Raw genomic sequence first — 26006 nt, 5'->3', positions numbered from 1 at the left:
CTGCGCGCGCCGCCGCTGCTGGCCCGCTACCAGGACGGCGCGCGCCACGCCCGCGCGACCGTGCTGGCCCGCGTGGAGCGCGCCGCGCCCATGCAGGTGCTGGTGCGCGACGCGGGCGCCCGTGCGCAGACCCTGCACCACGCCCTGCGCGCGCTCTACCAGGCGGCGCGCCGCCCGCCCATCGGCATCAGCGATACCACGGCGGTGACGCCTGGCGCCGAGCCTTGCTACACGCCGCCGGCCGGGGATGCGGTGGCGCTGGTGTTCAGCGCCGCGTGGACGGGCAGCACGGCGCTGGTGTTTGCGTGCGGGGGCGGCGACGCGCCTGGCGCGGCGGCTGTCGTCATTCCTATCAGAAAGGTTTATTCCGTGGTCAACGACATCACCATTCATCGCGTCGATACCGGCGCGCAGCTGCATGCCCATGGCTTGAGCATGTCGCTGGATTACCAGTCGTGGAGCTGGTCGTGGTCGGCGTCGCTGCATGCGGATGCGGCTGCGCACCTGGGCCGCGACAGTGCGGGCGATCCGGCCGAGCTGGCGGTGCAGGTCAACGGCATCGAGTTCCGCCTGCGGCTGGAGCGGGTGGCGAAGGATCGGCGCTTTCTGCCCCAGGTGCGCTGGGCGGTGTCGGGCAAGGGCCTGGCGTCGATCCTGGGGGCGCCCTACGCGCCGGATATGTCGTTTGCCAACGCTCAGGAGCGCACGGCCCAGCAGCTGGCCGAGGAGGCGCTGACGATCAACGGTGTGTCGATCGGCTGGACGCTGGACTGGGGCATCGTGGACTGGCTGGTTCCCGCCGGGGCCTGGGCGCTGCAGGGCACCTATATCGATGCCATCAACGACATCGCCACGGCGGCTGGCGGCTATGTGCAGCCCCATGCAACGGATGCGGTGCTGCGCGTGCTGCCGCGCTACCCGTCCGCACCCTGGGAGTGGAGCGGTGTGACGCCGGATTTCGAGATTCCCGGCGCGTTGGCCGAGGTGGTGGCCACGGAGTACGTGGATCGGCCGGACTACGACCGGGTGTATCTGGGTGGCCTGGGTGCTGGCGTGTTCGGGCCTTTCACGCGATCGGGCACGGCTGGCGCGACGTTGGCGCCCCAGGTGAACCATGCGCTCATCACCCACGCCGACGTACACCGCGCGCGCGGCATTGCCGAGCTGGGCAATACCGGTCGGCAGGAGCACTACTGCCTGCGCCTGCCGGTGCTGCCCGAGCTGGGGGTGATCGTCCCTGGCCAGTTCGTGCGCCACATGGGTGATACCACGGTGATGGGCATCGTGCGCAGCACGTCCATCGAGTGGAGCCGCCCCACGCTGCGCCAGACCATCGCAGTGGAGACCCATGCTGCTGACTAACCCCTACCGCCAATTCCTGGACCTGGTGCCGACCCGCCCCTTGCAGGTGGGGGAGGTGGCCGCGATCGCCGATGGCGTGGCCACGCTCACGATGCCTGGCGGCGGCCAGCTGCAGGCCCGGGGCAGCGCTGCCGTGGGCCAGCGTGTGTTCGTGCGCGACGGGCTGATCGAAGGCCCCGCGCCTTCGCTGACCTATGTGGAGGGCGAGGCATAGCCTAAAAGACAGGGCGAATGCTTGGAGTGCGGGAACACCCCTTGCAAGCGTCTTTGCCGTGAGTTGCCACGGCATCAACCAAAGACCCTGCCACCTGTACAGGCGGGGCGGATCATAGGTGATGCCGATGTTGGAAGAAGTGAGATGCGGCCGGTGCAGCAAGCTGCTGGCCCGCGCCGTTGGAGTTGTAGAGATCAAGTGCCCGCGCTGCGGGTGCATGAACCACTGGAGAGCCAGTCCCGCTGATCGTGGCGGGCCGAGCCCCAAGCCAGAGCGCCGAGAGCGTCCCAATGCAATGAGCAATGACGACGCTATCGACAAAAAGCCCTTTGGCCTGGCTGGGCGGCAAGAGCCGCCTGGCCGACCGGATCATAGAGAAGATTCCGGCCCACCAGACCTACTGCGAGGTGTTCGCAGGCGCGGCCTGGGTGCTCTTTAAAAAGCCCGAAAGCAAGGTCGAGATCATCAACGACATCAACTCGGACCTGACCAACCTCTACAGGTGCGTCAAGTTCCACCTGGCGGAGCTGGTAGCGCAGTTCCGCTGGATGCTGGTGGCCCGCGATGAGTTCGACCGCTTCCTCAAGACGCCAGCGGACACGCTGACGGACATCCAGCGGGCGGCGCGGTTCTTCTACCTGGCAAAGAGCAGCTTTGGGGCGCGGATCGTGCGACCGACCTTTGGGATCTCTGCCACGGGCGCACCACGGCTCAATCTGTTGCGGATCGAGGAAGACTTGAGCGAGGCGCACCTGCGCCTGGCGCGGGTGTTCATCGAGAACAAGCCCTACGACCAGGTGATCCAGCGCTTCGACAAACCGGGCACGTTCTTCTACATCGACCCGCCGTATTGGGACTGCGAGAAGGACTATGGCGAGGGGTTGTTCGGGAAGGAGGATTTCACGCGCCTGGCGGGCCTTCTGGGGGCCGTGAAGGGCAAGTTCATCCTGAGCCTGAACGACACGCCAGGGGTGCGGGAGACCTTCGCCAACTTCCGCATGGAGGCGGTGAAGACCCGGTACACGATCAGCGCCAGCAGCAAGGGCAAGCAGGAGGCTGCCGAGGTGCTGATCAGCAACTTCAGGCTTTAAACCCAGCAGCAGGCAGGATGGAAGTTATCCACAGCCTCTTTGCCTTAGCGCTTTTCGCGCCAAAACCCGCGTCAATTAGCGCCAAAGGCGGCGTGATTTAGTGCCAAAGCGCACGGCGCGCCATTGGAGGGCGCGCTCCAGTTTCCTGGGCGACAGCGGCGCGCACGCTGTGCGGGTAACCTTGCCCGGCATTCTGGAGACATACCGCCGTGCCCACCCTTCTGTCCCCCCGCGCCGCCTGGGCCATGCTGCTCGCGCTGGTCTCCGGCTTTGCCTTGAGCACGGCGTTCCGCACCGTCACGGCCATCATCGCCACGGGGCTGCGCGCGGAGTTCGGCCTGTCGGCCCAGGCGCTGGGCGTGTTCGCGGGCGCGTTCGCCTTCTCGTTCGGCACCATGCAGCTCTTCATGGGCATCGCCATCGACCTGTACGGCGTGCGGCGCACGCTGCTGGTGGCGTTTCCGTGCGCCATCGCGGGGGCGCTGCTGTCGGCGCTGGCGCCCGGCTACGGCGCGCTGCTGCTGGGGCAGGTGCTCATCGGCGTGGGCTGCGCGCCCGCCTTCCTGGTGTGTACGGTGTTCATCGCGCGCCACTTTCCGCCGGAGCGCTTCGCCATGGTCTCGGGCGCGGCGCTGGGCGTGGGCGGGCTGGGCATGCTGTTCACGGGCACGCCGCTGGCGTGGGTGGTGCAGCAGTCGTCCTGGCGCGCGGGCTTCGGCGTGCTGGCGGGCCTGTCGGTGCTGGCCTGGCTGCTGATCTTCTGGAAGGTGCGCGAACCCGCCCAGCCCGCCGCCGCCAACGCCGCCCCGCGCGAATCGGTGGGCCAGGCGGTGCGCGGCTTCGGCGCGCTGTTCCTGCTGCCGCACACGGCGGGCATCCTGCTGCTGGCGCTCATGACGTATGCCTCGTTCCTCACACTGCGCGGGCTGTGGCTCGGGCCGCTGCTCATCGAGCGGTACGGCTACTCGCTGGTGGCCAGCGGCAACGTGGCCATGCTGTCGTCGCTGCTGTCGCTGTTCACGCCCGCCTTCTTCGGCCGCATCGACCCCGGCCCCGCGCGCCGCCGCCGCTGGCTGGTGGGCTTCACGCTGCTGCTGGCCGCGCTGTTCGCCGCCATCGGCCTGCTGCACGCCGAATGGCTGGACGTGGGCGGCTCCATCCTGACCGGCCTGCTGTCGGGCTACATGGTGCTGCAGTACGCGGACGTGCGCTCGGCCTACCCGGCGGCCATGACGGGGCGCGCCATGGCGGTGTTCACCATGGCGCTGTTCCTGGGCGTGGCGCTGATGCAGTGGGTGACGGGCGTGGCCGCATCGCTGGCCGCCGCGCGCGGCGCGGACCCTTACGTGGCCGTGATGCTCACCATCGCGGGCATGCTGGCCGTGGGGGCGGCGGCGTTCAAGGTGCTGCCCCAGCCTGCAAATGTTTGAGTCAAATTGGCCTCCAGCGCTTATTGGATAAGCACTGGTAGCTATCATTTTTGATTAAATCACTCCGCGGCGCGGCGCAGCGTGTCCACCACGGGCCGCAGCAGCACCTCGCGCAGGCCCCACCAGCCCGCCGCCAGCGCCAGCACCGCGCCCGCCACCGCGCCCACCAGCGGAACCCAGGGCGCGGCCGTCCAGGTGAAGTCGAACACGAAGCGCGCCAGCGCCCAGCCCACGGCCACGGCCACCACGCTGGCGAGGAAGCCCGCGAGCAGGCCCACGCCCACCAGCTCGGCGCGCTGCACCTGGCGCAGCAGGCTGGCGCGGGCGCCCACGGCGCGCATGATGGCGTATTCGCGCGCGCGCTCCTCGCGGGTGGCGGTGACGGCGGCGAACAGCACCACCAGACCGGCGGCCAGGGTGAAGGCGAACAAGAACTCCACGGCGCGGATGACCTGGTCGAGCACGCGCTGTACCTGGGCGATGGTGGCCCCCATGTCCACGTTGGTGATGTTGGGGAATTGGCGCACCAGCGCGTTGTCGAAACCGTTTACCTCGGGCGCGCGGTAGGCGGCGAGGTAGGTCACCGGCGCGTCCTTCATGTGCGCCACGGGGTACATCACGAAGAAGTTGGCGCGCATGGAGCCCCAGTCCACCTTGCGCAGGCTGGTGATGCGCGCCTCGCTCTGCATGCCGCCCATGTCGAACTGCAGGCGGTCGCCCAGCTTCAGGCCCAGGGTGTCGGCAATGCCTTCCTCCACGCTGACGGCGCCCTCTTCGCCGGGCGTCCACGCGCCCGCCACGATCTGGTTGTGCGGCGGGGCCTCGGCGGCGTTGGAGAGGTTGAATTCACGATCCACCAGGCGCTTGGCGCGGTCGTCGGTGTAGTCCGCAGGCCCCACGGGCTTGCCGTTCACGGCAATGAGGCGGCCCCGGAACATGGGGTACCAGTCGTAGCCCGCCACGCCGTGGTCGCGCAGCACCTGCCGGAAGGCGTCGGCCTGGTCGGGCATGACGTTGATGACGAAGCGGTTGGGCGCGTCGGGCGGGGTGGCGCGGCGCCAGCTGTCGATGAGGTCGGTGCGCAGCAGCACCAGCAGCACCAGCGCCAGCAGGCCCACGGCCAGGCTGCTGACCTGCACCACGGCAAAGGCCGGGCGGGCCGAGATTTGCCGCGTGGCGAGCACCAGCCAGCGCGGCGCGGTCGCTTCGTTGACGCTGCGGCGCAGCACCCGCACCGCCACCCATGACAGGCCCGCGAACAGCGCCACCGCGCCCGCGAAACCGCCCACGGCGATCAGGCCCAGCGTGATGTCGCTGCTGACGGCCAGCAGCAGCGCCGCGAAGCCCGCGACCCCTATGCCCAGCACCGCCAGCGACGCGGGCTTGAGCCCGCCCACGTCGCGCCGTATCACGCGCAGCGGCGGCACCTGGGCAAGCTGCAAGACCGGCGGCAGGCCGAAGGCGAACAGCAGCGTGAGGCCCATGCCCAGGCCGAAGGCCACGGGCCAGGCGCTGGGCGGCGGCAGGGTGGATTCGACCAGGCCCGCGAGCAGCAGCACGAAGGCGTAGTGGACGAGGTAGCCCAAGGCCACGCCGAGCGCGCTGGCGCACAGGCCCACCAGCGCGAATTCCGCCGTGTAGGCGCCCGCGATGGTGCGCTGGCTCTGGCCCAGCACGCGCAGCATGGCGGATGCGTCCAGGTGCTCCGCCGCAAAGCCGCGCGCGGCCAGCGCCACGGCCACGGCGGACAGCAGCGCGGCCAGCAGGGCGACGAGGCTGAGGAATTTCTGCGCGCGGTCGAGCGTCTGGCGCATTTCGGGGCGGCCGCTCTCCAGCGACTCCACGCGCACGCCGTGGACCTCGGGCTTTTTCAATTCCGCCTCGGCCCAGGTGTTGAACGCCTTGACAGCCGCTGCGGGGCCGGTGACGGCGAAGCGGTAGGTGATACGGCTGGCGGGCTGCACCAGGCCGGTGGCGGGCAGGTCGGCCTCGTTGATCATGACGCGCGGGGCAAAGCTCATGAAGCCCGCGCCCCGGTCGGGCTCGATGGCGATGATGCGGGCGATGCGCAGTTGCGCGTCGCCCAGCAGCAGCGCGTCGCCCATGGCGAGGCCCAGCGATTCGAGCAGGGGCGCATCCACCCAGGCCGTGCCCGGCGCGGGGATGTCGCGCGTGGGCTGGTCGAGCGCCCCGGGCGCGTCGGCCACGCGCAGGCTGCCGCGCAGGGGGTAGCCGGGCTGCACGCTTTTCAGCGCGACGAGCTTGCTGGCGCCGCCCTGCGCGTCGCTGGCGCGGCCCATGGTGGGAAAGCCGAGCGTGGTGACCGATTGCAGGCCCAGCGCCCGCGCGCGTTCGACGAAGGCGGCGGGCGTGGGGTTGTCGCTGGCGACCACGGCGTCGCCGCCCAGCAGTTGCAGGGCGTCGCGCTGCAGGCCGCCTTGCAGGCGGTCGGCGAAGAAGCCCACGGACGTGAGCGCCGCAACGGCCAGCGTGACGGCGACGATGACCAGGCGCAGCTCGCCCGCGCGCAGGTCGCGCGCCAGGGTGCGCCAGCCCAGGCGCAGGAAGGACAGGTTCATGGATGGTTGCTCCTCGGGTCCAGGGCGACTATACGTAGCGAACGGCGGTCGGCGGGCGGCACAGGCCCCACAGGTGCATGCCCGCTTCGCGCGCCAGTTGCAGCGCCAGGCCCGTGGGTGCCGAGATGGTTGCCAGGGCGGGCACGCCCAGACGGGCGCATTTGCGCACCAGTTCGTAGCTGGTGCGGCTGGTCATCACGACGAAACCCGGCTCGCCCAAGCGCCCGGCCAGCGCCAGGCGGCCCAGCAGCTTGTCGAGCGCGTTGTGGCGGCCCACGTCCTCCAGCACGTCGGTCAACTGCCCGCCGGGCGTGGCCCAGCCGGCCGCGTGCAGCGCGCCCGTGCGTGCGTTGTGTACCTGCCGCTGCGCCAGCGCACCGAAGGCGCGCTGGATGGTGTCCATGTCCAGCTGCTCGCGCCAGGCGGGCGCGGGCAGGGGCGCCGGATGCAGGTCCAGCGCCTGCAGGCTGTCGATGCCGCAGATGCCGCAGCCGGTGCGCCCGGCCAGCATGCGCCGATGCTCCTTGAGGCGCGCGAACTGGCGCGGGGCGATTTCGATCTGCACGGAGCAAGCGGCGTCGACCGTACCCGCGCCGTGGATGGCGGCTTCGACGCCCCGGCAGTCCTCGGGGTGCTCGACGATGCCCTCGCTCAGCGCGAACCCGATGGCCAGGGCCTCCAGGTCCGCCGGGGTGGCCATCATCACCGCGTGGGAGATGCCGTTGAAGACCAGGGCCACGGGCACCTCGGCAGCCACCGCGCGCCAGCCTTCTGCGCCAGCCTCGCCAACACGCCAGAACATCGCCGGCACGTCCAGCACAGGCGGCAGGGCGCCATCGGCGCCGGCGTGCTCAGGGGGTGAAGAAGGCTCTTGCATGGACGCCACCGGACTGGGCTTGAAATTTATGGTCAAAATGGCCTCCAGCGCTTATCCATCAAGCGCTGGTAGCTATTCTTTCAGGAGCAACCGTGCGACAGGCCCCGCGCGCTGCCGCGTTCAGTAAGAGCGGCCATCCAGCGCCCGTCCTCCTGCCACACGCGCACCCAGCCGGGGCCGGGCTGGCCGCCCAGGACGGCGTCGCCCAGAAAGCTCATCTCGCGCAGCACGGCGCTGCCGCTCTGGCCCAGGCGCTTGGACAGGCGCGGCAGCGAGACGGGCGCGCCCTCTTCGGCCAGCGCCCGCACGATGGCATCGCCCAAAGGGCTCATGCGGCCTCGCGCGGCGTGAGCAGCACGGGGATGGACTTGGACGTGGGCGTGCCCGCCGTGTCGGCCACGGCCGAGAGCGGCACGAGCGGGTTGGTCTCGGGGTAGTAGGCGCCGAGGTTGCCGCGCGGGATGTCGTAGGCCACGAGCCTGAAGCCGTCGGCACGCCGCTCCTGCCCGTCGTTCCAGACGGTGTGGATGTCCACCCAGTCGCCGTCCTTGAGCCCCAGCGCGCGGATGTCCTCGGCGTGGATGAACAGCACGCGCCGCTGGCCGAACACGCCGCGGTAGCGGTCGTCCATGCCGTAGATGGTGGTGTTGTACTGGTCGTGCGAGCGCGCGGTGAACAGCGTGAAGACGATGCGGTCCTTCATGCGCTCGCGCGCGCGGTGCGTGGGCGTGTCGCGCGGCACGGGATGGACGTAGAAGCGCGCCTTGCGGCCCTCTGTCTCCCAGACGCGCTCGCTGGCCGTGTTGCGCAGGCGAAAGCCGCCGGGCACGGCGATGCGGGCGTTGTAGTCGGCGAACTGCGGGAAGACTTTTTCGATCTCGTCGCGGATGCGCGCGTAGTCCTCGATCAGCCAGAGCCAGGGCACGCGGCTCTTGTCGCCCAATGTGGCGGCGGCCATGCGCGCGACGATGGCGGGCTCGGACAGCAGGTGCTGCGACGCGGGCGGGTTGATGCCCACGCTGATGTGGACCATGCTCATGGAGTCCTCCACCGTCACGCCCTGCGGGCCTGCGGCCTGCATGTCGATTTCGGTGCGGCCCAGGCAGGGCAGGATCAGCGCCTCGCGCCCATGCACGATGTGGCTGCGGTTGAGCTTGGTGGTCACGTGGACCGTCAGGTCGCACTGGCGCAGCGCCTTCCAGGTCTCGTAGGTGTCGGGCGTGGCGGCGGCGAAGTTGCCGCCCAGGGCGATGAACACGCGGCCCCGGCCTTCGAGCATGGCATGGATCGCCTCCACCGTATCGACACCGTGCGCGCGCGGCGGCTCGAAGCCGTACACGTCGCGCAGCCGGTCGAGCAGCGCGGCGGGCGGGGCTTCCCAGATGCCCACGGTGCGGTCGCCCTGCACGTTGCTGTGGCCGCGCACGGGGCAGGCGCCCGCGCCCTCGCGCCCCAGGTTGCCGCGCAGCATGAGCAGATCGACGATGGTCTGGATGGTGGCCACCGAGTATTTGTGCTGCGTAATGCCCATGCCCCAGCAGGCGATGACGCTGCCCGCGCCGATGTACACGTCGCCCGCCGCGCGCATCTGCGCTTCGGTCAGGCCCGACTCCTGCTCCAGCAGCGCCCAGTCCTCGGCGCGCAGGTCGGCGGCCAGGGCATCGAAGCCGCTGGTGTGCTCGGCGATGAAGGCGTGGTCGAGCACGCCGCCGCGCGCGTCCTCCTGCTCTATCACGTGCTTCATGATGCCCTTGATGGCCGCCAGGTCGCCGCCCACGCGCAACTGGAAGTAGTGCGTGCTGATGGGCGTGGAGCCGAAGGTCACCATCTCCAGCTTGTCCTGCGGGTCCTGGAAGCGCTCCAGCCCGCGCTCGCGCAGCGGGTTGAAGCTGACGATGCGCGCGCCGCGCTTGTGCGCCGCGCGCAGCTCGCCCAGCATGCGCGGGTGGTTGGTGCCGGGGTTCTGGCCGAAGATGAAGATGGCGTCGGCCCGGGTGAAATCATCCAGCGTCACCGTGCCCTTGCCCACGCCGATCTGCGGGCGCATGCCGCTGCCGCTGGGCTCGTGGCACATGTTGGAGCAGTCGGGGAAGTTGTTGGTGCCGTACTGGCGCACGAAGAGCTGGTACAGGAAGGCCGCCTCGTTGCTCGCGCGGCCCGAGGTGTAGAAGATGGCCTGGTTCGGGTCCGGCAGCGCGTTCAGGTGCCGCGCGATGAGCGCGAAGGCATCGTCCCAGGCGATGGGGCGGTACTGGTCGCTGGGCGCGTGATAGACCATGGGCTGGGTCAGGCGGCCTTGGTCTTCCAGCCAGAAGTCGCTCTTTTCGGCCAGTTCGGCCACGGTGTACTGGGCAAAGAAGGCCGGGTCCACGCGGCGTGCCGTGGCCTCTGCCGCCACGGCCTTCGCACCGTTCTCGCAGAACTCGAAGGCCGAATGGTGGTTGCGGTCGGGCCAGGCGCAGCCGGGGCAGTCGAAGCCGTCGGGCTGATTGGCCGAGAGCAGCGTCTTCGCGCCCTTGATAGGGATGTCCTGGCGCAGCAGCGCGTTCTTCACGCTGTTGAGCGCCCCCCAACCACCCGCCGGGCCTTTGTAGAACTCGATTTTCTGGTCAGTCGTCATGATGGTCTCCTGCTCAAGGCGGAACGAACGGCGAAAGGGGCGGGTGGACCCAAGGACCGCGCGGGGTTCCGCAGCGCCCCATGCTAAGGCGTTTTGAAGGTGGACGCCGCGTCGGCCAGGGCTGCGGCCTGCTCGCGCATGCGCAGGGCGGCGGCCGCAGCCTCCTCCACCAGCGCGGCGTTCTGCTGGGTCATCTGCTCGATGTGGGCGACGCTCTGGTGGATGCCGTCGATACCGCTGCTCTGCTGGCTGCTCGCGGCAGCTATGCCTTCGATCAGGCGCGTGACCTCGGCGATCGAATGGGCGATGCCCTGCATGGACTGGCGCGCTTCATCCACCAGGCCACCGCCCGCGTCCACCCGCTCGACGGACGCTGCGATGAGGCCCCGGATCTCCCGCGCCGCGCCGCCCGAGCGCTGCGCCAGCGCCCGCACCTCGCCAGCCACCACCGCGAAGCCCCGGCCCTGCTCGCCCGCACGGGCAGCCTCCACGGCAGCGTTCAGCGCCAGGATGTTGGTCTGGAAGGCGATGCCGTCGATGATGCCGATGATGTCGCGGATGCGGTGCGCTCCCTCGCGGATGTCGCCCATGGTGGCGACGACCCGGTCCACGGCAGCGCCGCTGTGCCCGACCGCCTGCGACACCGCGCCCATCAGCCCGTTGACGCGCCGGGCGTGCTCGGCGTTCTGCCCTACCGTGGCGGTGAGTTGCTCCAGCGCCGAGGCGGTGCTGTTGACCTCGCCGGCCTGCCGCTCGGTGCGCGCGGCCAGGTCGCTGTTGCCCGCCGCGATCTCGCTGGTGGACAGGCGCAGCCCGTCCGCGCCGTGCCGCACGTTGCCCACCAGCCCGGCCAGGCCGACACCGATGCCGTTGATGGCCTGCAACAGCTGCCCCACCTCGTCGCGGCGGTCCACGTGCATCTGGGTGGTGAGGTCGCCAGCGGCGATGCGCTGCGCCGCCGCGCGCCCGTAGGCCACCGGTTGCGCAATGCCCCGCCGCACCATGCCATAGACCAGCGCCGCGCCCAGCAGCGGCAGCGCCGCCACCGCAGCCATCCAGGCTGCGGGCAGCGGCCCAAGCACCAGCCAGGCCAGCACCGCCAGCAGCGACTGCCCAGCCAGCACCGACAGGGCCAGCCGAGCGGCCAGGCTCAACGCGGGTATCTCGCTGACATCCAGGCCCACATAGAGCACGCCCACCACCTGGCCCGACGCGTCGCGCACCGGGTCGTAGCGGGTCATGTTCTGCCGACCGAACACCGTGGCGTAGCCCTGATAGGCCCGCCCCGCCAGCAGGCTGGCGTAGGCCGGGTGGGAGCGGTCGAGCAGCGTGCCCACCGCGCGCTCGCCGTCCTGCTTTCGCACCGAGGTGGCCACGCGCACGAAGTCGCTGCCCTGCCGGGCGAACACGGTGGCACGCACGCCCGTCTGCGCGGTAAAGCGGTCGGCCACCGAGAAGTCGCCGTTCAGCAGCCGCCCGCCGCAACGCAGCAGCGGCACCTGCGAGGCGCCCTGCTGCGGTGGTTCGAGCGTGAAGCGGCCCGCATGCTCGGCGGCGAACCGCGCCGCCGCAGAATTGATCCGGCGATGAAGGGAGCCCGGCAGCACCATGGCGCCCCGACCCCTACTGGAAGAACTTGGCAGCGCTCACCAGGGTCTTGTAGATGCCGTAGGCCAGGGGAATGCCCACCGCAGCCCAGGCGAATGCCACCAGTACCGGGCTGGTGGTGCTGCCCGCCCCCGTGCCCGAGCCCACCTCGGCCGCCAGCGATTTTTCGTGCGCCAGCTTCTTCTCGTGGGCCAGTTCCTCGTCGCTCATGAACCACTTGTCGGCCACCGGGCGCACCAGCAGGTTGGCGATCAGGCCGATGACCAGCATGCCCACCAGGATGTACATGGTCTGGTTATAGACCTGCTCGCGCGGCAGGCCCAGGCCCAGCTGGTACTCGCGCATGTAGTTCACCACCACCGGACCCAGGATGCCCGCCGTGGCCCAGGCCGTGAGCAGTCGACCGTGGATGGCACCCACCATCTGCGTGCCGAACAGGTCGGCCAGGTAGGCCGGCACCGTGGCAAAGCCGCCGCCGTACATCGACAGGATGATGCAGAACGCGCCCACGAACAGCAGCTTGCTGCCCGCGCTGGCCGACGAGGGGATGCTGAAGTACAGCAGGCCGCCGAGGATGAAGAACACGGTGTAGGTGAGCTTGCGGCCCAGCTTGTCCGACAGGCTGGCCCAGAAGAAGCGCCCGCCGATGTTGAACAGCGACAGCAGCGCCGTGAAGCCGCCAGCTACCGCTGCGATGGCGGCCAGCTCTTCCTTGCTGAGTTCGGTGAACTTCTTGCCGATGCCCACCAGTCCGCCGCCGAACACCTCCTGCAGCATGGGGCTGGCCATGCCCAGCACGCCGATGCCGGCCGACACGTTCATGCACAGCACGACCCACACCAGCCAGAACTGCGGAATGCCCCAGACCTTCTTCACGTGTACGTGGCGCTGGGTGATCATGGCGTTGGAGGTTTGCGCGGCGGGCGGCGTCCAGCCTTCGGGCTTCCAGCCGCTGGGCGGCACGCGGTAGCCCAGCGCGCCAGCCATCATGAAGACGAAGTAAACGAGCGCCATGACCACGAAGGTCTGCATCACGCCCACGTCGGTGGGCGTGGCGAAGGACTTCATCAGGTCCACCGCCAGGGGCGAGCCGATCATCGCGCCGCCGCCGAAGCCCATGATGGCCATGCCCGTGGCCATGCCGCGCCGGTCGGGGAACCACTTGATGAGCGTGGACACGGGCGAGATGTAGCCCAGCCCCAGGCCGATGCCGCCGATCACGCCCGAGCCCAGGATCATCATCCAGAACTGGTGGGTGTAGATGCCCAGCGCCGAGAACAGCATGCCGCCGCACCAGCACAGGGCCGACACCACGCCGGCCTTGCGCGGGCCGGCGCGCTCCAGCCAGCCGCCCCAGATGGCGGCCGAGCAGCCCAGGAACACGAAGAACAGGGTGTACATCCAGCCCAGCGTGGCCACGCTCCAGTCGCACTGGGTGGTGAAGAGCTGGGCGAAGAAACCCACGTCCTTGCCGCAGGCAGCGCCCGTGCCTGCCGTCTGCAGCGCCTTGGACAGCGGCAGCCAGAACACCGAGAAGCCATAGGCCATGCCGATGCACAGATGGATGGCCAGGGCGGCCGGCGGCACCAGCCAGCGGTTGAAGCCAGGGCCCGCGATGATGCGTTCCTTGTCCAGGAAACCCGGCGTTCCCGCAGAGTCGGTCACGGGCGCGACGGCGGCGCCTGCCGAAGAAGTGGTCATGAAAATTCTCCCGTCCTGTGGTGTTGAATGCGAGCCGTTTGAGCCATGTCAAAGGGTGGCGCAGTGTCTTTGCCGGTAACGGATGCGTCAAATTGAATCAGCATATGGGTCGATTCAATAATTGAATGACGAGGCGGGCAGCGCTGAAACCCGGCACGACCGCAGCCAGTGCCGCCGCGCAAGGGCTGCGGGGCCTCGGGGAGGTGTGTGCTTCCAGCTTCTATTCCGGCAGATCGCCGCAGTGGATCGCCAACTGGTTCTTCCAGGCGTCGGCGTCCAGCAGGGCCAGCGCCGCCTGCAAGGCGCGCGAGACGCGTGGCCCGCGCTGCGTCATGAAACCGATGGGCGTGCGCACGTCAGGTTCCACCAGGGGCAGGGCTTCGAGCGTGCGCTCGCTGCGCACCGCCGCCACCATTGCGCCGGGCATCACGCTGCACACGTCACCCGCCAGCACGGTGAGCACCAGCGGCAGCACCGCGTTGGTCTCGATCGCGGGCGCGAGCGGCAGGCCCGTTTCGCGCAGGGCCGCGTCGATGATGGCGCGGTTGTGCATGTCGGGCGTGAGCAGCACCAGCGGACGGCGCGCCGCCTCGGCCCAGGTCACGGGCGGGCCGATCGCCAGGTGCTCGGGCGACGGCGTGCGGGCGCGCTGCAGCAGGTAGTAGCGCTCGATGCACTGCGGCCACGAGCGCAGGCCCACGCGCTGCGCCTGCATGCGCTCGGAGTAGCCCAGCGCCAGGTCCAGCGAGAGATCGTCCAGCCCCTGCTCCAGGTCCCGCGAACTCATCGACAGCATCACCGGCACGATGCCCGGGTGCCGCGCCTGCAGCGTGGCGGCAAAGCGCGCCAAAAGCGGCATGGCCGTGGGCACGGCCGCCAGGCGCAGGCGGCCCTGCGGCGACGCCTCCGTGCTGCGCAGCTCCTGGCGCAGCACCTCGTTGTCGCGCAGCATGCGCCGCGCGGTGGCCAGCACCGCCTCGCCCTCGTGCGTCAGGCCCTCGAACGAGCGCCCGCGCTGCACGATGACCGCGCCGAACTCCTGCTCCAGCGCCCGCAGCGCATTCGACAGCGCGGGCTGCGTGATGTGGCAAGCCTGCGCCGCGCGCCCGAAGTGGCGGTGTTCGTCAAGCGCGACGAGGTAGCGCAGCGCGGCCAGCAGGTTCATGGAGGATGTGGGGGTTCGGGGTATAAAAAAGAATTATTCCATCCAGCATCGCTGGGCAAGGAATATGGGTCTTTTTGGCCTCCAGCGCTTATCCATCAATCACTGGCAGCTACAAATTCAATAGCTAACTCAGGTGTTCTTGCTCACCGTGATCGTCGGAAACCTGCTCGAAAAATCCTTGGCCTGCTGCGCCACCTTCACGGCCACGGTGCGGGCAATGGCCTTGTAGAGCGCGGCCACCTCGCCCTCGGGGTCGGTCGCCACGGTGGGGCGGCCGCTGTCGGCCTGCTCGCGGATGGACAGGGCCAGCGGCAGCGCGCCCAGGTAGTCCATGCCGTTGGCGGCGGCCAGGTGCTTGCCGCCGTCGGCGCCGAAGATGTGCTCGACGTGGCCGCAGTTGCTGCACACGTGTACGGCCATGTTCTCCACGATGCCCAGGATGGGAATGCCCACCTTCTGGAACATGGTGATGCCCTTGCGGGCGTCGATGAGCGCGATGTCCTGCGGCGTGGTCACGATCACCGCGCCAGTGACCGGCACCTTCTGCGCCAGGGTGAGCTGCACGTCGCCGGTGCCCGGGGGCATGTCCACGATGAGGTAGTCCAGGTTGTCCCAGCGCGTCTGCGTGATGAGCTGCTCCAGCGCCTGGCTGGCCATGGGGCCGCGCCAGATCATGGCCTGCTCCTCCTTGACCAGGAAGCCGATGGAGTTGATCTGCAGGCCCAAGGCGCGCTGGGGCTCCATGGTCTTGCCGTCCAGGCTCTCGGGCGGGCCCGAGGTGCCGGTCATGGTGGGCTGGCTGGGGCCGTAGATGTCGGCGTCCAGCAGGCCCACGTTGGCGCCTTCGGCCGCCAGGGCCAGCGCCAGATTGACGGCGGTGGTGCTCTTGCCCACGCCGCCCTTGCCCGAGGCCACGGCGATGACGTTCTTCACGCCCGGCAGCAGTTGCACGCCGCGCTGCACGGCGTGGGCGACGACCTTGCTGGAGAAGGTGACCGACACGTCCCCCACGCCCGGCACGGCCTGCGCGGCGGCGGTGAATGCGCTGCGCAGCGCGGGCACGAGGCTGTTGGCGGGGTAGCCCATTTCCACGTCGAAGGCGACGCTGCTGCCTTCGATGCGCAGGTTGCGCAGCGCGCGGGTGCTGACGAAATCCTGGCCCGTGTGCGGGTCCTGCACGCTGGACAGCGCGGTCAGAAGTGCTTGTTCGGTAATTGGCATGGCAGCGAGTCTAGGACAATGCGCAACTGCCCTCGGGGCATTCCACACTCGGTACAACGCACCTTCCCGCCATCGATGCCTTTCGCACCCTCCCCAGCCGCAGCCACTGACGGCGCCCCGCCGCGCGCCACGGGCCTGCTGCTGACCGGCGGCGGCGCCCGGGCCGCCTACCAGGTGGGCGTGCTGCAGGCCATTGCCGACATCCGCAACGCCTGCGGCCAGGGCCACGGGCCCAACCCCTTTCCCATCATCACCGGCACGTCGGCGGGCGCCATCAACGCGGCGGCGCTGGCCTGCGGGGCCGACCACTTCGACCGCGCCGTGCGCCGCATGGCGCGGGTGTGGAGCCAGTTCCGCGCCACGCAGGTCTATGGGGCCGACTCGCTCTCGGTCATGCGCAGCGGGGCGCGCTGGCTCACGCTGCTGTCCATGGGCTGGGCGCTGGCGCGCTGGCGGCGCATGCGGCCGCATTCGCTGCTGGACAACACGCCGCTGGAGAAGCTGCTGGTCAAGATGGTGCCCCTGGTGCGCCTGCCCCGGCTCATCCGCAAGGGGCACCTGACGGCGCTGGCCGTCACGGCGTCGAGCTACAGCTCGGGCGAGCACGTCACGTTCTTCGAGTCGGCCGCACCCGTCAAGCCCTGGGTGCGCTCGCAGCGCAGGGCCGCCTGCGACCGCATCACGCACGAGCACCTGCTCGCGTCCTCGGCCATTCCCTTCATCTTCCCGGCCAAGGGCATCACGGTGGACGGGCGCACCGAATACTTCGGCGACGGCTCCATGCGCCAGTCCGCGCCCATCGCGCCCGCCATCCACCTGGGGGCCGAGCGCGTGCTGGTGATCGGCGCGGGCCGCATGCACGAGCCCCGGGGCGACGCCACGGCCCAGCCCACGCCCGGCTACCCGTCGCTCGCGCAGATCGCGGGGCACGCGCTGTCCAACATCTTCCTGGACGCGCTGTCGGTGGACGTGGAGCGCGTGCAGCGCATCAACCAGACGCTGTCGCTCATCCCCGCCGAGGCGCGCGCCCTGAGCAGCCTGCGCCCCATCGAGCTGCTGGTCATCGCGCCATCGCAGCGCCTGGACGCGGTGGCCGCGCGCCACGTGGGCGAGCTGCCCGGCCCCGTGCGCACCCTGCTGGGCGCCCTGGGCGTCACGTCCGACATGGCCGACGTGCGCGGCGCGGCGCTGGCGAGCTACCTGCTGTTCGAGTCCGGCTACACCCAGGAGCTAATGGCCCTGGGCCGCGCCGACACGCTGGCGATGCGCGCCGAGGTGTGCCGCTTCTTCGGCTGGCCCGAGGTACACACGAGTGCGCTAACCTCTGCCTCCGACTGACCCGCCCATGCAAGCGCACAAACGTTCCTCGCTCAAGCTCTCCCTGGTGCTGCCCTTCGTGATGCTGATCGCGCTGCTCACGGGCACGCTGGGCGTGCTGTGGTACTGGATGGGCAGCAAGACGGTGACCACGCTGTCGCAGCAGCTCATGACGGAGATGGCCGCGCGCATCGGCCAGAACGTGGCCTGGCACGTGCAGGGCGCGGGCGCCGCGCTGGAAGCCGCCGTCCCCGACGGGCAGCCCATGGAGCCCGACATCACCCCCGGCCTGCCCGAGCTGCGCATGCGCCTGTGGGCCGCCACCACCATCGGCGGCCAGGGCGGCAGCTACGTCTATTACGGCAACCTGGCGGGCCAGAATGTAGCGGTGATGCGCCGTGGCCCGGACCTGGGCGAGCTGCGCCTGAAGATCGAGGCCGCCGCCCACCGCCGCTACTACCGGCTCGACGGCATCAGCGCCGCGCCCGTGCCGTTGTCCACCGAGGCCACGCTGTTCGACCCGCGCACCCGCCCCTGGTTCCAGCAGGCGCGCGCCGCCAGCGGGCCGGTGTGGACGCCGGTGTACATCGACTTCAGCTCCAAGGACCTGGTGATGACCCTGGCCCGCCGCGTGGCTTCGCCCGAGGGCGCGTTCGAGGGCGTGGCCGCTGTCGATGTGTCGCTGCACGCGCTGCAGCAGTTCATGCGCGGCCTGCCGCTGCCGACCGGCGGGCGGGCCTTCGTGCTGGAGCGCGACGGCGCGGTGATCGCCGCGTCGGACATGCCCAACATCCGGCAGACCGGCGACGCCCGGCCCGAGCGCGTCAACGCCGCCACCAGCGGCGACGCGCTCGTCGCCGCCGTGTACGCGCAACTGAGCCCGCTGTTCCACCAGGCCAGCGGCACCGCCCTGTTCAACGACGCCAGCGGCCACCCCATACAGATCGCCTACCACCGCGTGGCCGACGACGCGGGCCTGCACTGGATGGCCGTCGTCGCCCTGCCGCGCGACGACATGCTCGCGGGCATCCGCCGCGACGTGGTGCTGGTGGCCGCGCTGGGCCTGCTGGCGCTGGGGCTGGCGCTGGCCCTGGGGCTGCGCATCTTTGGCGGCGTCGCCAGGGACATGCACTCGCTCACCCAGGCCGTGCGCCGCGTGGGCGAAGGCGACATCCACACGCCCATCCACGTGCAGCGCAACGACGAGATCGGCGAGCTGGCCAACAACTTCCACCACATGCGGCACAGCCTGTTCACCGACCCGCTCACCGGCGTGGCCAACCGCAGCGCGCTGCAGCACATCCTGGCCACGCTCACGCAGCCCCGGCCTGCGGGGCAGGCCGCCATGCCCTTTGCCCTGCTGTTCATCGACCTGAACCGCTTCAAGCCGCTGAACGACCGCTGGGGCCACGACAACGGCGACCGCGCCCTGGCCGAAGTGGCGCAGCGCCTGCGCGGCCAGCTGCGCGCCAACGACATGCTGGCGCGCCTGGGCGGCGACGAGTTCGTGGCCGTGCTGCACGGCGTGGACGAGGACGCCAAGGCGCAGACCGTGCGCGAGCACATCGCGGCCGCGCTCGCGCCCGCGCTGACCACGCTGGAAGGCGTGCCCGCTGGCGAGGCCGTGAGCGTGGGCGCCGCCGTGGGCCACGCCCTGTACCCGCGCGACGGCCAGAACGCCCAGGCCCTGCTCAAGCACGCCGACGAGGACATGTACCGCCACAAAAGGGCCGCCGCGCTGACGCTGACGCTGACGCTGACACTGACACTGACCTGGAGACGACGCCATGCAAAGAAGACGCTTTTCCGGCACGCTGCTGGCCGCTGCCGCCGTGCCCTGGCTCCTGCCGCACGCCCGGGCCGCCAGCCAGCCCCTGCGCATCGTCGTGCCCTTCGGCCCCGGCGGCGTGGCCGACCTCACGGCGCGCAGCGTGGCCACGAGGATGGCCGACGCCACGGGCCAGCCCGTCGTCATCGACAACAAACCCGGCGCGGGCGGCGTGGTGGCCGCCACCACCGTGGCGCAGGCCGCGCCCGACGGGCTGACGCTGCTGCTCATGTCCAACGCCAGTGCGGTCAGCGAGGGGCTGTTCAAGTCGCTGCCCTACAGCGCCACCAAGGACTTCGCGCCCGTCGTCCTGCTCGGCACCTTCGACCTGGCCGTGCTGGTGGCCCACGAGAGCCCCATCCGCTCGATGAAGGAGCTGATCGCCCAGGCCAAGGCCCAGCCGGGCAAGCTCAACATCGGCACCATCGCCATCGGCAGCACGCAGCACCTCGCGGCGGAGCTGCTCAAGACCACGCTGGGCATCGACGTGCAGGTCGTGCCCTTCAACGGCTCGGGCGCCGTGCTGAACGCGCTGCGCGGCGGCCAGGTGGACGCGGCGGTGGAAATCCTCGCGCCCGTGGTGGCCCAGATCAGCGGCAAGGCGCTGCGCGCGCTGGCGGTGATGGGCGACAGGCCAGTCCCCGAACTGCCCGGTGTGCCGACCGTGGCCGACAGCGACCCGGCGGCCAAGGGCTACAACGTCACGTCGTGGAACGCGCTGGCCGCGCCCGCCAGGACGCCGCCCGCCGTCATCGCCCGGCTGAACAAGGACGTGAACGCCGCCCTCGCAGCACCCGACGTGAAGCAGCGCCTGGCCAGCCTGGGCGTGCAGCCGCACGGCGGCACACCCGAGCAACTGGCCGCGCTGCTGGCCAGCGAAATCCAGCGCTGGAGCAGCGTGATCCAGCGCGCGGGCATTCCCCGGCAATAGCAGGGGGGAGCCTCTGTCAACGCTACTGATTTTATAGCTACCAGTGCCCGCCACATATGGGCTAGAGGCCAAAAACGCTTCAAACCCTGCGTTTTGGCGCGTCCACTAAAATTGCGGGTTCCGCGCAGAAAAACACCGCCATGACCGCACGCAAGCTTTTCGTCACCACCGCCCTGCCCTACGCCAACGGCAACTTCCACATCGGCCACATCCTGGAATACATCCAGGCCGACACCTGGGTGCGCGCCCAGCGCATGCAGGGCAACACGGTGAACTTCGTGGGCGCGGACGACGCGCACGGCGCGCCCATCATGATCGCCGCCGAAAAGGCGGGCAAGACGCCCCAGCAGTTCGTGGCCGACATCGCCGCCGGGCGCCGGCAGTACCTGGACGGCTTTCACATCGCCTTCGACAACTGGAGCAACACCGACAGCCCCGAGAACCACGCGCTGTCGCAGCAGATCTACCTGGACCTGAAGAAAGCCGGCTTCATCGAGACGCGCACCATCGAGCAGTTCTTCGACCCCGAGAAGAACATGTTCCTGCCCGACCGTTTCATCAAGGGCGAGTGCCCGCGCTGCCACGCCAAGGACCAGTATGGCGACAACTGCGAGGTGTGCAGCTCCGTCTATGCGCCCACCGACCTCATCAACCCGTACTCGTCGCTGTCGGGCTCCAAGCCGGTGCTGAAAACGTCGGAACACTTCTTCTTCAAGCTCTCCGACCCGCGCTGCGTGGCGTTCCTGACCGAGTGGACGCAGAACGGCCAGCACGTGCAGCCCGAGGTGGCCGCCAAGATCAAGGAATGGTTCGGCACGCGCACCAACCCCGATGGAACCACCAGCACCGGCCTGGACGACTGGGACATCAGCCGCGACGCGCCCTACTTCGGCATCGAGATCCCCGATGCGCCCGGCAAGTACTTCTACGTGTGGCTGGACGCGCCCGTGGGCTACCTCGCCTCGCTCAAGGAGCTGATGACCCGGCGCGGCGAGGACTACGACGCCTACATGGCCGACCCCGCCGTGGAGCAGTACCACTTCATCGGCAAGGACATCATCACCTTCCACACGCTGTTCTGGCCCGCCATGCTGAAGTTCAGCGGCCGCAAGACGCCCACCAAGGTCTGCGTACACGGCTTTCTGACCGTGAACAACGGCGAGAAGATGAGCAAGAGCCGGGGCACGGGCCTGGACCCGCTCAAGTACCTGGCGCTGGGCATGAACCCCGAGTGGCTGCGCTACTACCTGGGCGCCAAGCTCAACGGCAAGAACGAAGACATCGACTTCAACCGCGACGACTTTCTGGCGCGCGTGAACGCCGACCTGATCGGCAAGTACGTCAACATCGCGTCACGCGCCGCAGGCTTCATCCACAAGCGCTTCGGCGGCAAGCTGGCCGAGGCCGATGCGGACGGCCAGGCGCTGCTGGTACACCTGCGCGCGCAGAACGCCGCCCTCGTCGCCGCCTACGAGGCCCGCGACACCGCGCGCGCCGTGCGCGAAACCATGCTGCTGTGCGACCGGGTGAACGCCTATGTCGATGCCAACAAGCCGTGGGAGCTGGCCAAGCAGGACGGCATGGAGACGCGCCTGCACCAGGTCTGCTCCACCTGCATCGAGGCGTTCCGCATCCTCACCCTGTACCTGAAGCCCATCCTGCCCCAGGTGGCGGCCGAGGTGGCCCACTTCCTCATCGTGCCGCCCGAGGGCTTCGACGACGTGGCAAAACCGCTGGGCGCAGGCCACCAGATCGGTGAATACAAGCACCTGATGCAGCGCGTGACGCCTGAGCAGCTCGATGCATTGTTTGAGCCCCCAGCGCCCGCCAGCCAAGCGCCAGCAGCTACCGAAACCGTAGCAAACCCGGGCGGCGAGGCCATCGCGGACACCATCACCATCGACGACTTCGCCAAGATCGACCTGCGCATCGCGCTGATCGTGAACTGCGAGCCGGTCGAGGGCTCCACCAAGCTGCTGCGCCTGACGCTGGACGTGGGCGAGGGCCGCCACCGCAACGTGTTCAGCGGCATCGCAAGCTGCTACAAGTCCGAGGATCTGATCGGCAAGCACACGGTAATGGTCGCCAACCTGGCGCCGCGCAAGATGAAGTTCGGCGTGAGCGAAGGCATGGTGCTGGCGGCGAGCCATGGGGACGAGAAGGCGAACCCCGGCATCTACGTGCTCAACCCGTGGCCGGGCGCGCAGCCGGGGATGCGGGTGCGTTGACGACGCCGAGGCTTGCGCGCATGCCGATCTACCGTTGCAAAAAATGCGGCTTCGTTTGCGAAGACGCACAGACACCCATCAACACCCAGGCGGCCTGCGGGCGTTGCGGCACGCCCAGCACCGTCTATGGCACGGTGTATTTCGTCGAGGAACTGGTCAAGCGGCTGACCATCGCCACGCGCGAGCTACAGACGCTAAAAGCCGCCGCCGAGGCGGCCGCGCCCCACCCTGCGCCCGCGTCCCCCGGCGCCCTGACAAGCGCCGAGCAGCATGCGCCGTTGCTGCAATGGTTTGCCGCACGCAAGATCGAAGCGCAATTCGACTACGCCAACGTCGATACCAGCGGCTTCTTCGACGATGCCGCCCAGCGGCTGGGCGACAACTACGCGCTTTTTGGCGAACTGATCGACCGCGTGCGCTTTGCTTACCGCAAGAGCCATAGCTGGGTGAACCTGGAACTGGGCAAGCTGCCGCAGAAGGATGCGCAGGCCATCAACCAGTTGTGCCGCCAGCTCTACGAGCACACGTTCTTTGCGCGCTACCACTACCAGAAGCCCGAAAAGATCGTGCGCCTGACCTTGCAAACCGCGCCAGCCGTGCGCCAGTTCTTCGACGGCGGCTGGCTGGAGTGGTACGCGCTGATGTGCCTGCTGGAGCATGCGCGCGAGCGGGCGGCGGGCTTTTCGTGCGCGCGCGGCGTCAAGGTGGTGTTTCCCAACGAAGACCTGCACGAGCTGGACGTGGTGTGCCTGCCCACAGGCCAGCCCCCGATCTGCATCGAATGCAAGAGCGGCGAGTTCCGTCGGGACATCGACAAATACCTGCGCCTACGCAAACGCCTGGACGTGGACCGCAGCCGCTTCCTGATCTGCTCTGCCGATCTGACCCAGGAACAGGCCGCAGGCCTGAGCGCCATGTACGAATTGAGCTTCGTGAACCTGCAAACGCTGAAGGATCATTTGCAGCGACTGATGTGAGCGTTGCACATCCAATCCGCCTGTAGCGCTTACGCAGAAAGCGCAAGCAGCTATCTTTTTTGAAGGCTTCCAGGTATTTGGATACCGTTGCCACCCCCACCCAGCGCAGGCGCCTCGCGCCGCGAGAGCCAGGCCGAGCGCAGCGATGGCCCGGCTTGCCCCCGCCCCCTTGAGGCTGCGCCTGCGGCGGGGCGGTTGCGGGGTGGCATGGGCGTCGCAGCGCCCATGCTTCGTGATCTGACTCGCTGTAGTTGTTTGAACGGAGCGCCGCAGGCGCGCAGTGAGTTCTACAGCGCACCCCGCAACCGCCCCGCCGCAGGTTTGCCCCGTAGCGCAGCGAAGGGGTCGCAGACGTGGGGCGCGTTTCTTTGCCTACTTTCTTGCCGCGCGGCAAGAAAGTAGGTCGCCCGCCGGGGCGAGTCCCGGCATACGGCCCCCAAACACCCGGCAGTAATCAAAAAAGATAGCTGCCTGTGCTTGCTGCATAAGCGCTACAGCCCGATTTGAGTCAAAACTCAATGCCCCACATACCGCCCAGGCCGGTGGCTGATCCACAAGAACCCGCTCATCACCAGCACCGCCAGCACCGAATACGCCACCCGCTCCACCGGCACGACGAACAGCGCCAGCAGCACCACCGTGCCGTCGATCGCCATCTGCACCTTGCCCGCCCGAATGCCGTAGCGGCTTTGCAGGTACAGCGACACGACCGTGGCCCCGCCCAGGCTGGAGCGGTGCCGCGCCAGGAACAGGCAGCCCGTGCCGAGCAGCAGCCCGCCCAGCAGCGAGGCGAACAGCGGGTTGAGGTAGTCCACGTGCATCACGTGCGGGAACAGCTCGGTGAGCAGCGACAACAAACCCACGCAGACAAAGGTCTTGACCGTGAACTCGCGCCCCATGCGCGTCCAGGCGAACCAGTAGAACGGCAGGTTGACCACGAAGAACAGCTTGCCGAACGAGACGCCGGTGACGTAGTGCAGCAAGAACGCCACCCCCGCCGTGCCGCCCACCAGCAGCCCCGCCTGGTTGAACAGCATGAGCGCCATGGCGACGAACAGCGTGCCCGCGAACAGCGCCTGCGCGTCCTCGAACGCGCCGTGGCGCAGGGATGGCGGCGATGGCGGCGATGCGGCGGCGTCTTCTGGCATGGCTCCGGGGCAAGCAAGCAGCGCGCCAATCGGCAGCTATCGACCACCCTTCATCTCCGGCGCTTCCAGGTCGTCGCCGGTCTGGGTGCGCAGCACCGTGTGGTCCGCGCCATAGACCACGGTGAACAGCTTGGGCTGGTTGGGCGCCTGCGCAAAGCGCCAGTCGGCGTGCGTCTCGCGCTTGAGCTCGTAGGGCGTGACCTTGGCGGGCTTGCCCAGCAGGCGGCGCACGGCGTCCATGCCCATGCCGGGCTGTACGCGGGCGAAGTTCTCGGGCGTGAGCACCTGGCGCACGGCGGTCAGCTTGCCGTCGGGGCCGATGGTGATCATGTAGTTGACCTGGCCCGCAGGCTGGCGGTTGTATTCGAGCGTGCGGGCGCCGCCGGGCTCGTCCCACACGTTCTCGGGCACGCCGAAGCGGTCGCGCACGTCGGCCTCGGTGGAGACGCCGGGCTGAAGCTCGCTGATGCGCTGCGGGTCGCAGGCGGTGAGGGCGAAGGCAAGCGTGGCCAGCACGATGGCGGCGGCGCGGTGTTTCATCAAGGCCATGGGGGCTCCCGGTAAAATCCAGACGATTCAGAGGTTAACAGTCATGTCCATCTTCCGCCGCCCCGACTACCAGTCCGACACCACGCAGTTCATCAACCAGCTCAAGCGCCAAAAGCCCGAGCTGGACCAGCAGCAGCAGGCGGGCCGCGCCCTGCTGTGGGACAAGAAGGTGGACCGCAGCATCTGGGGCGAATACCGCGCCGCCCAGGTCGCGCAAAAGCCCTACGTCTATCAGACCAACGCGGACTGATGGATGGGTTGATTATTAATGGTCAAATCGGCCTCCAGCGCTTATCCAGCAAGCGCTGGCAGCTATTTATTCAATAGCAACACATGACCACGGAGAGCGACGCCAGCGGCATGCCCGACGTGGTGGACCAGGTGGCGATCGCGCGCCTGTACGGCGAGCCGCTGTTTGCGCTGCCCACCGACCTGTACATCCCGCCCGACGCGCTGGAAGTCTTCCTGGAGGCTTTTGAAGGCCCGCTGGACCTGCTGCTGTACCTGATCCGCAAGCAGAACTTCAACATCCTGGACATCCCCATGGTGGGCGTCACGCGCCAGTACCTGGCCTATGTCGATGAGATCCGCAGCCGCAACCTGGAGCTGGCGGCCGAGTACCTGCTGATGGCGGCCATGCTGATCGAGATCAAGTCGCGCATGCTGCTGCCGCCCAAGAAGCAGGAAGGCGGCGAGGAGCCCGAGGACCCGCGCGCCGAGCTGGTGCGCCGCCTGCTCGAATACGAGCAGATGAAGCTGGCGGCGATGCGCCTGTCGCACCTGCCGCAGTACGGGCGCGACTTCTTGAAGGCGCAGGTCTATATCGAGCAGAGCCTGCAGCCGCGCTTCCCGGACGTACACGTGGTGGAACTGCAAGAGGCGTGGCGCGACATCCTGAAGCGCGCCAAGCTCGTGCAGCACCACAAGATCACCCGCGAGGAACTGAGCGTGCGCGAATACATGAGCATGGTGCTCAAGACGCTGCAGGGCCGCCGCTTCGTCGAGTTCGAGGAGCTGTTCGAGCCCGAGAAGGGCAGCACCGTGCTGGTAGTGACCTTCATCGCGCTGCTGGAGCTGGCGAAGGAGACGCTGATCGAGATCACCCAGGCCGAGGCGTTCGCGCCCATCTACGTGCGGCTGGCGTACACGCCCACATAGGT

At 69.0% G+C, this 26006-nt stretch carries 21 protein-coding genes and 1 pseudogene; 12 read left to right on the top strand and 10 right to left on the bottom strand.

Translation table 11 applies throughout. The features are described from left to right. From QM569_RS04730 to QM569_RS04710, 5 genes are all read left to right on the top strand, one after another. Positions 1 to 1362, top strand: a 1362-nt coding sequence (locus QM569_RS04730) for a hypothetical protein (protein ID WP_414986070.1), incomplete at its 5' end; no start/stop codon positions are given. Further along, positions 1349 to 1576 (top strand): hypothetical protein, encoded by a 228-nt coding sequence (locus tag QM569_RS04725; protein WP_414986069.1) that lies wholly within the window; start codon positions 1349 to 1351, stop codon positions 1574 to 1576. The genes QM569_RS04730 and QM569_RS04725, both read left to right, overlap by 14 nt. A gap of 121 nt (positions 1577 to 1697) precedes the next feature. After that, positions 1698 to 2015 (top strand): Com family DNA-binding transcriptional regulator, encoded by a 318-nt coding sequence (locus tag QM569_RS04720; RefSeq protein ID WP_414986068.1) that lies wholly within the window; start codon positions 1698 to 1700, stop codon positions 2013 to 2015. Further along, a complete protein-coding gene (locus tag QM569_RS04715; RefSeq protein ID WP_414986067.1) occupies positions 1906 to 2667 on the top strand; it encodes a DNA adenine methylase in 762 nt (253 codons plus the stop codon). The genes QM569_RS04720 and QM569_RS04715 overlap by 110 nt, the downstream gene beginning before the upstream one ends. 245 nt (positions 2668 to 2912) lie before the next feature. After that, complete coding sequence (locus tag QM569_RS04710) at positions 2913 to 4097, top strand: MFS transporter (RefSeq protein ID WP_414986075.1); 1185 nt, start codon at positions 2913 to 2915, stop codon at positions 4095 to 4097. A gap of 59 nt (positions 4098 to 4156) precedes the next feature. On the opposite strand, the gene QM569_RS04705 is transcribed toward QM569_RS04710, so the two are convergent. The 8 genes from QM569_RS04705 to apbC all read right to left on the bottom strand — a co-directional run bounded on the left by QM569_RS04705 (position 4157) and on the right by apbC (position 15868). Then, the gene (locus tag QM569_RS04705; protein ID WP_414986066.1) at positions 4157 to 6676 is read right to left on the bottom strand and encodes an ABC transporter permease; all 2520 of its coding nucleotides are present in this window, start codon (positions 6674 to 6676) and stop codon (positions 4157 to 4159) included. 28 nt (positions 6677 to 6704) lie between these two features. Further along, entirely contained in the window at positions 6705 to 7553 is an 849-nt protein-coding gene (fdhD, locus tag QM569_RS04700; protein ID WP_414986065.1) for a formate dehydrogenase accessory sulfurtransferase FdhD, read from the bottom strand. A gap of 80 nt (positions 7554 to 7633) precedes the next feature. Further along, positions 7634 to 7885, bottom strand: coding sequence for a hypothetical protein (locus tag QM569_RS04695; protein WP_414986064.1), 252 nt, complete (start codon positions 7883 to 7885; stop codon positions 7634 to 7636). Continuing rightward, a complete protein-coding gene (locus QM569_RS04690) occupies positions 7882 to 10173 on the bottom strand; it encodes an FdhF/YdeP family oxidoreductase (protein ID WP_414986063.1) in 2292 nt (763 codons plus the stop codon). Before QM569_RS04690 ends, QM569_RS04695 begins: the two co-directional genes overlap by 4 nt. 83 nt (positions 10174 to 10256) lie before the next feature. After that, positions 10257 to 11783: a methyl-accepting chemotaxis protein gene (locus QM569_RS04685; RefSeq protein ID WP_414986062.1), complete on the bottom strand. Its 1527-nt coding sequence runs from the start codon at positions 11781 to 11783 to the stop codon at positions 10257 to 10259. A gap of 13 nt (positions 11784 to 11796) precedes the next feature. Then, complete coding sequence (locus QM569_RS04680) at positions 11797 to 13482, bottom strand: OFA family MFS transporter (RefSeq protein ID WP_414986061.1); 1686 nt, start codon at positions 13480 to 13482, stop codon at positions 11797 to 11799. A 220-nt stretch (positions 13483 to 13702) separates the two neighbouring features. Continuing rightward, positions 13703 to 14647 (bottom strand): LysR family transcriptional regulator, encoded by a 945-nt coding sequence (locus QM569_RS04675; protein ID WP_414986060.1) that lies wholly within the window; start codon positions 14645 to 14647, stop codon positions 13703 to 13705. A gap of 129 nt (positions 14648 to 14776) precedes the next feature. Further along, the gene (apbC, locus tag QM569_RS04670) at positions 14777 to 15868 is read right to left on the bottom strand and encodes an iron-sulfur cluster carrier protein ApbC (protein WP_414986059.1); all 1092 of its coding nucleotides are present in this window, start codon (positions 15866 to 15868) and stop codon (positions 14777 to 14779) included. Positions 15869 to 15943: 75 nt separating this feature from the next. On the opposite strand from apbC, the gene QM569_RS04665 reads away from it, so the two are divergent. From QM569_RS04665 to QM569_RS04645, 5 genes and pseudogenes are all read left to right on the top strand, one after another. After that, a complete protein-coding gene (locus QM569_RS04665; protein WP_414986058.1) occupies positions 15944 to 17206 on the top strand; it encodes a patatin-like phospholipase family protein in 1263 nt (420 codons plus the stop codon). 7 nt (positions 17207 to 17213) lie between these two features. Continuing rightward, a pseudogene (locus QM569_RS04660) lies at positions 17214 to 18908 on the top strand (diguanylate cyclase domain-containing protein); the annotation flags it as partial. Between the two features lie 64 nt (positions 18909 to 18972). After that, positions 18973 to 19944, top strand: coding sequence for a Bug family tripartite tricarboxylate transporter substrate binding protein (locus QM569_RS04655; protein ID WP_414986074.1), 972 nt, complete (start codon positions 18973 to 18975; stop codon positions 19942 to 19944). A 140-nt stretch (positions 19945 to 20084) separates the two neighbouring features. Beyond that, entirely contained in the window at positions 20085 to 22172 is a 2088-nt protein-coding gene (metG, locus tag QM569_RS04650) for a methionine--tRNA ligase (RefSeq protein WP_414986057.1), read from the top strand. Between the two features lie 20 nt (positions 22173 to 22192). Further along, positions 22193 to 23149, top strand: a complete 957-nt coding sequence (locus QM569_RS04645; RefSeq protein ID WP_414986056.1) for a hypothetical protein — start codon at positions 22193 to 22195, stop codon at positions 23147 to 23149. A 515-nt stretch (positions 23150 to 23664) separates the two neighbouring features. Here QM569_RS04645 and QM569_RS04640 read toward each other — a convergent pair. Continuing rightward, positions 23665 to 24297 carry a YitT family protein gene (locus QM569_RS04640; RefSeq protein WP_414986055.1) on the bottom strand — a complete coding sequence of 211 codons (633 nt, stop codon included), beginning with the start codon at positions 24295 to 24297 and terminating at the stop codon, positions 23665 to 23667. Between the two features lie 36 nt (positions 24298 to 24333). Then, positions 24334 to 24837, bottom strand: a complete 504-nt coding sequence (locus QM569_RS04635; protein WP_414986073.1) for an outer membrane protein assembly factor BamE — start codon at positions 24835 to 24837, stop codon at positions 24334 to 24336. A gap of 52 nt (positions 24838 to 24889) precedes the next feature. On the opposite strand from QM569_RS04635, the gene QM569_RS04630 reads away from it, so the two are divergent. Both QM569_RS04630 and QM569_RS04625 read left to right on the top strand, forming a co-directional pair. Next, complete coding sequence (locus tag QM569_RS04630; protein WP_414986054.1) at positions 24890 to 25096, top strand: DUF3460 family protein; 207 nt, start codon at positions 24890 to 24892, stop codon at positions 25094 to 25096. An 83-nt stretch (positions 25097 to 25179) separates the two neighbouring features. After that, positions 25180 to 26004, top strand: coding sequence for a segregation and condensation protein A (locus QM569_RS04625; protein ID WP_414986053.1), 825 nt, complete (start codon positions 25180 to 25182; stop codon positions 26002 to 26004). The last annotated feature ends 2 nt before the right edge of the window (positions 26005 to 26006 follow it).

Origin of the sequence: Acidovorax sp. (genome assembly GCF_047607405.1) — a bacterium.
In the GTDB taxonomy this organism is placed as follows: Bacteria; Pseudomonadota; Gammaproteobacteria; order Burkholderiales; family Burkholderiaceae_C; genus Acidovorax.
The sequence above is the reverse complement of the archived record's forward strand: the minus strand, read 5'-3'. Positions and strand labels throughout refer to the sequence as shown.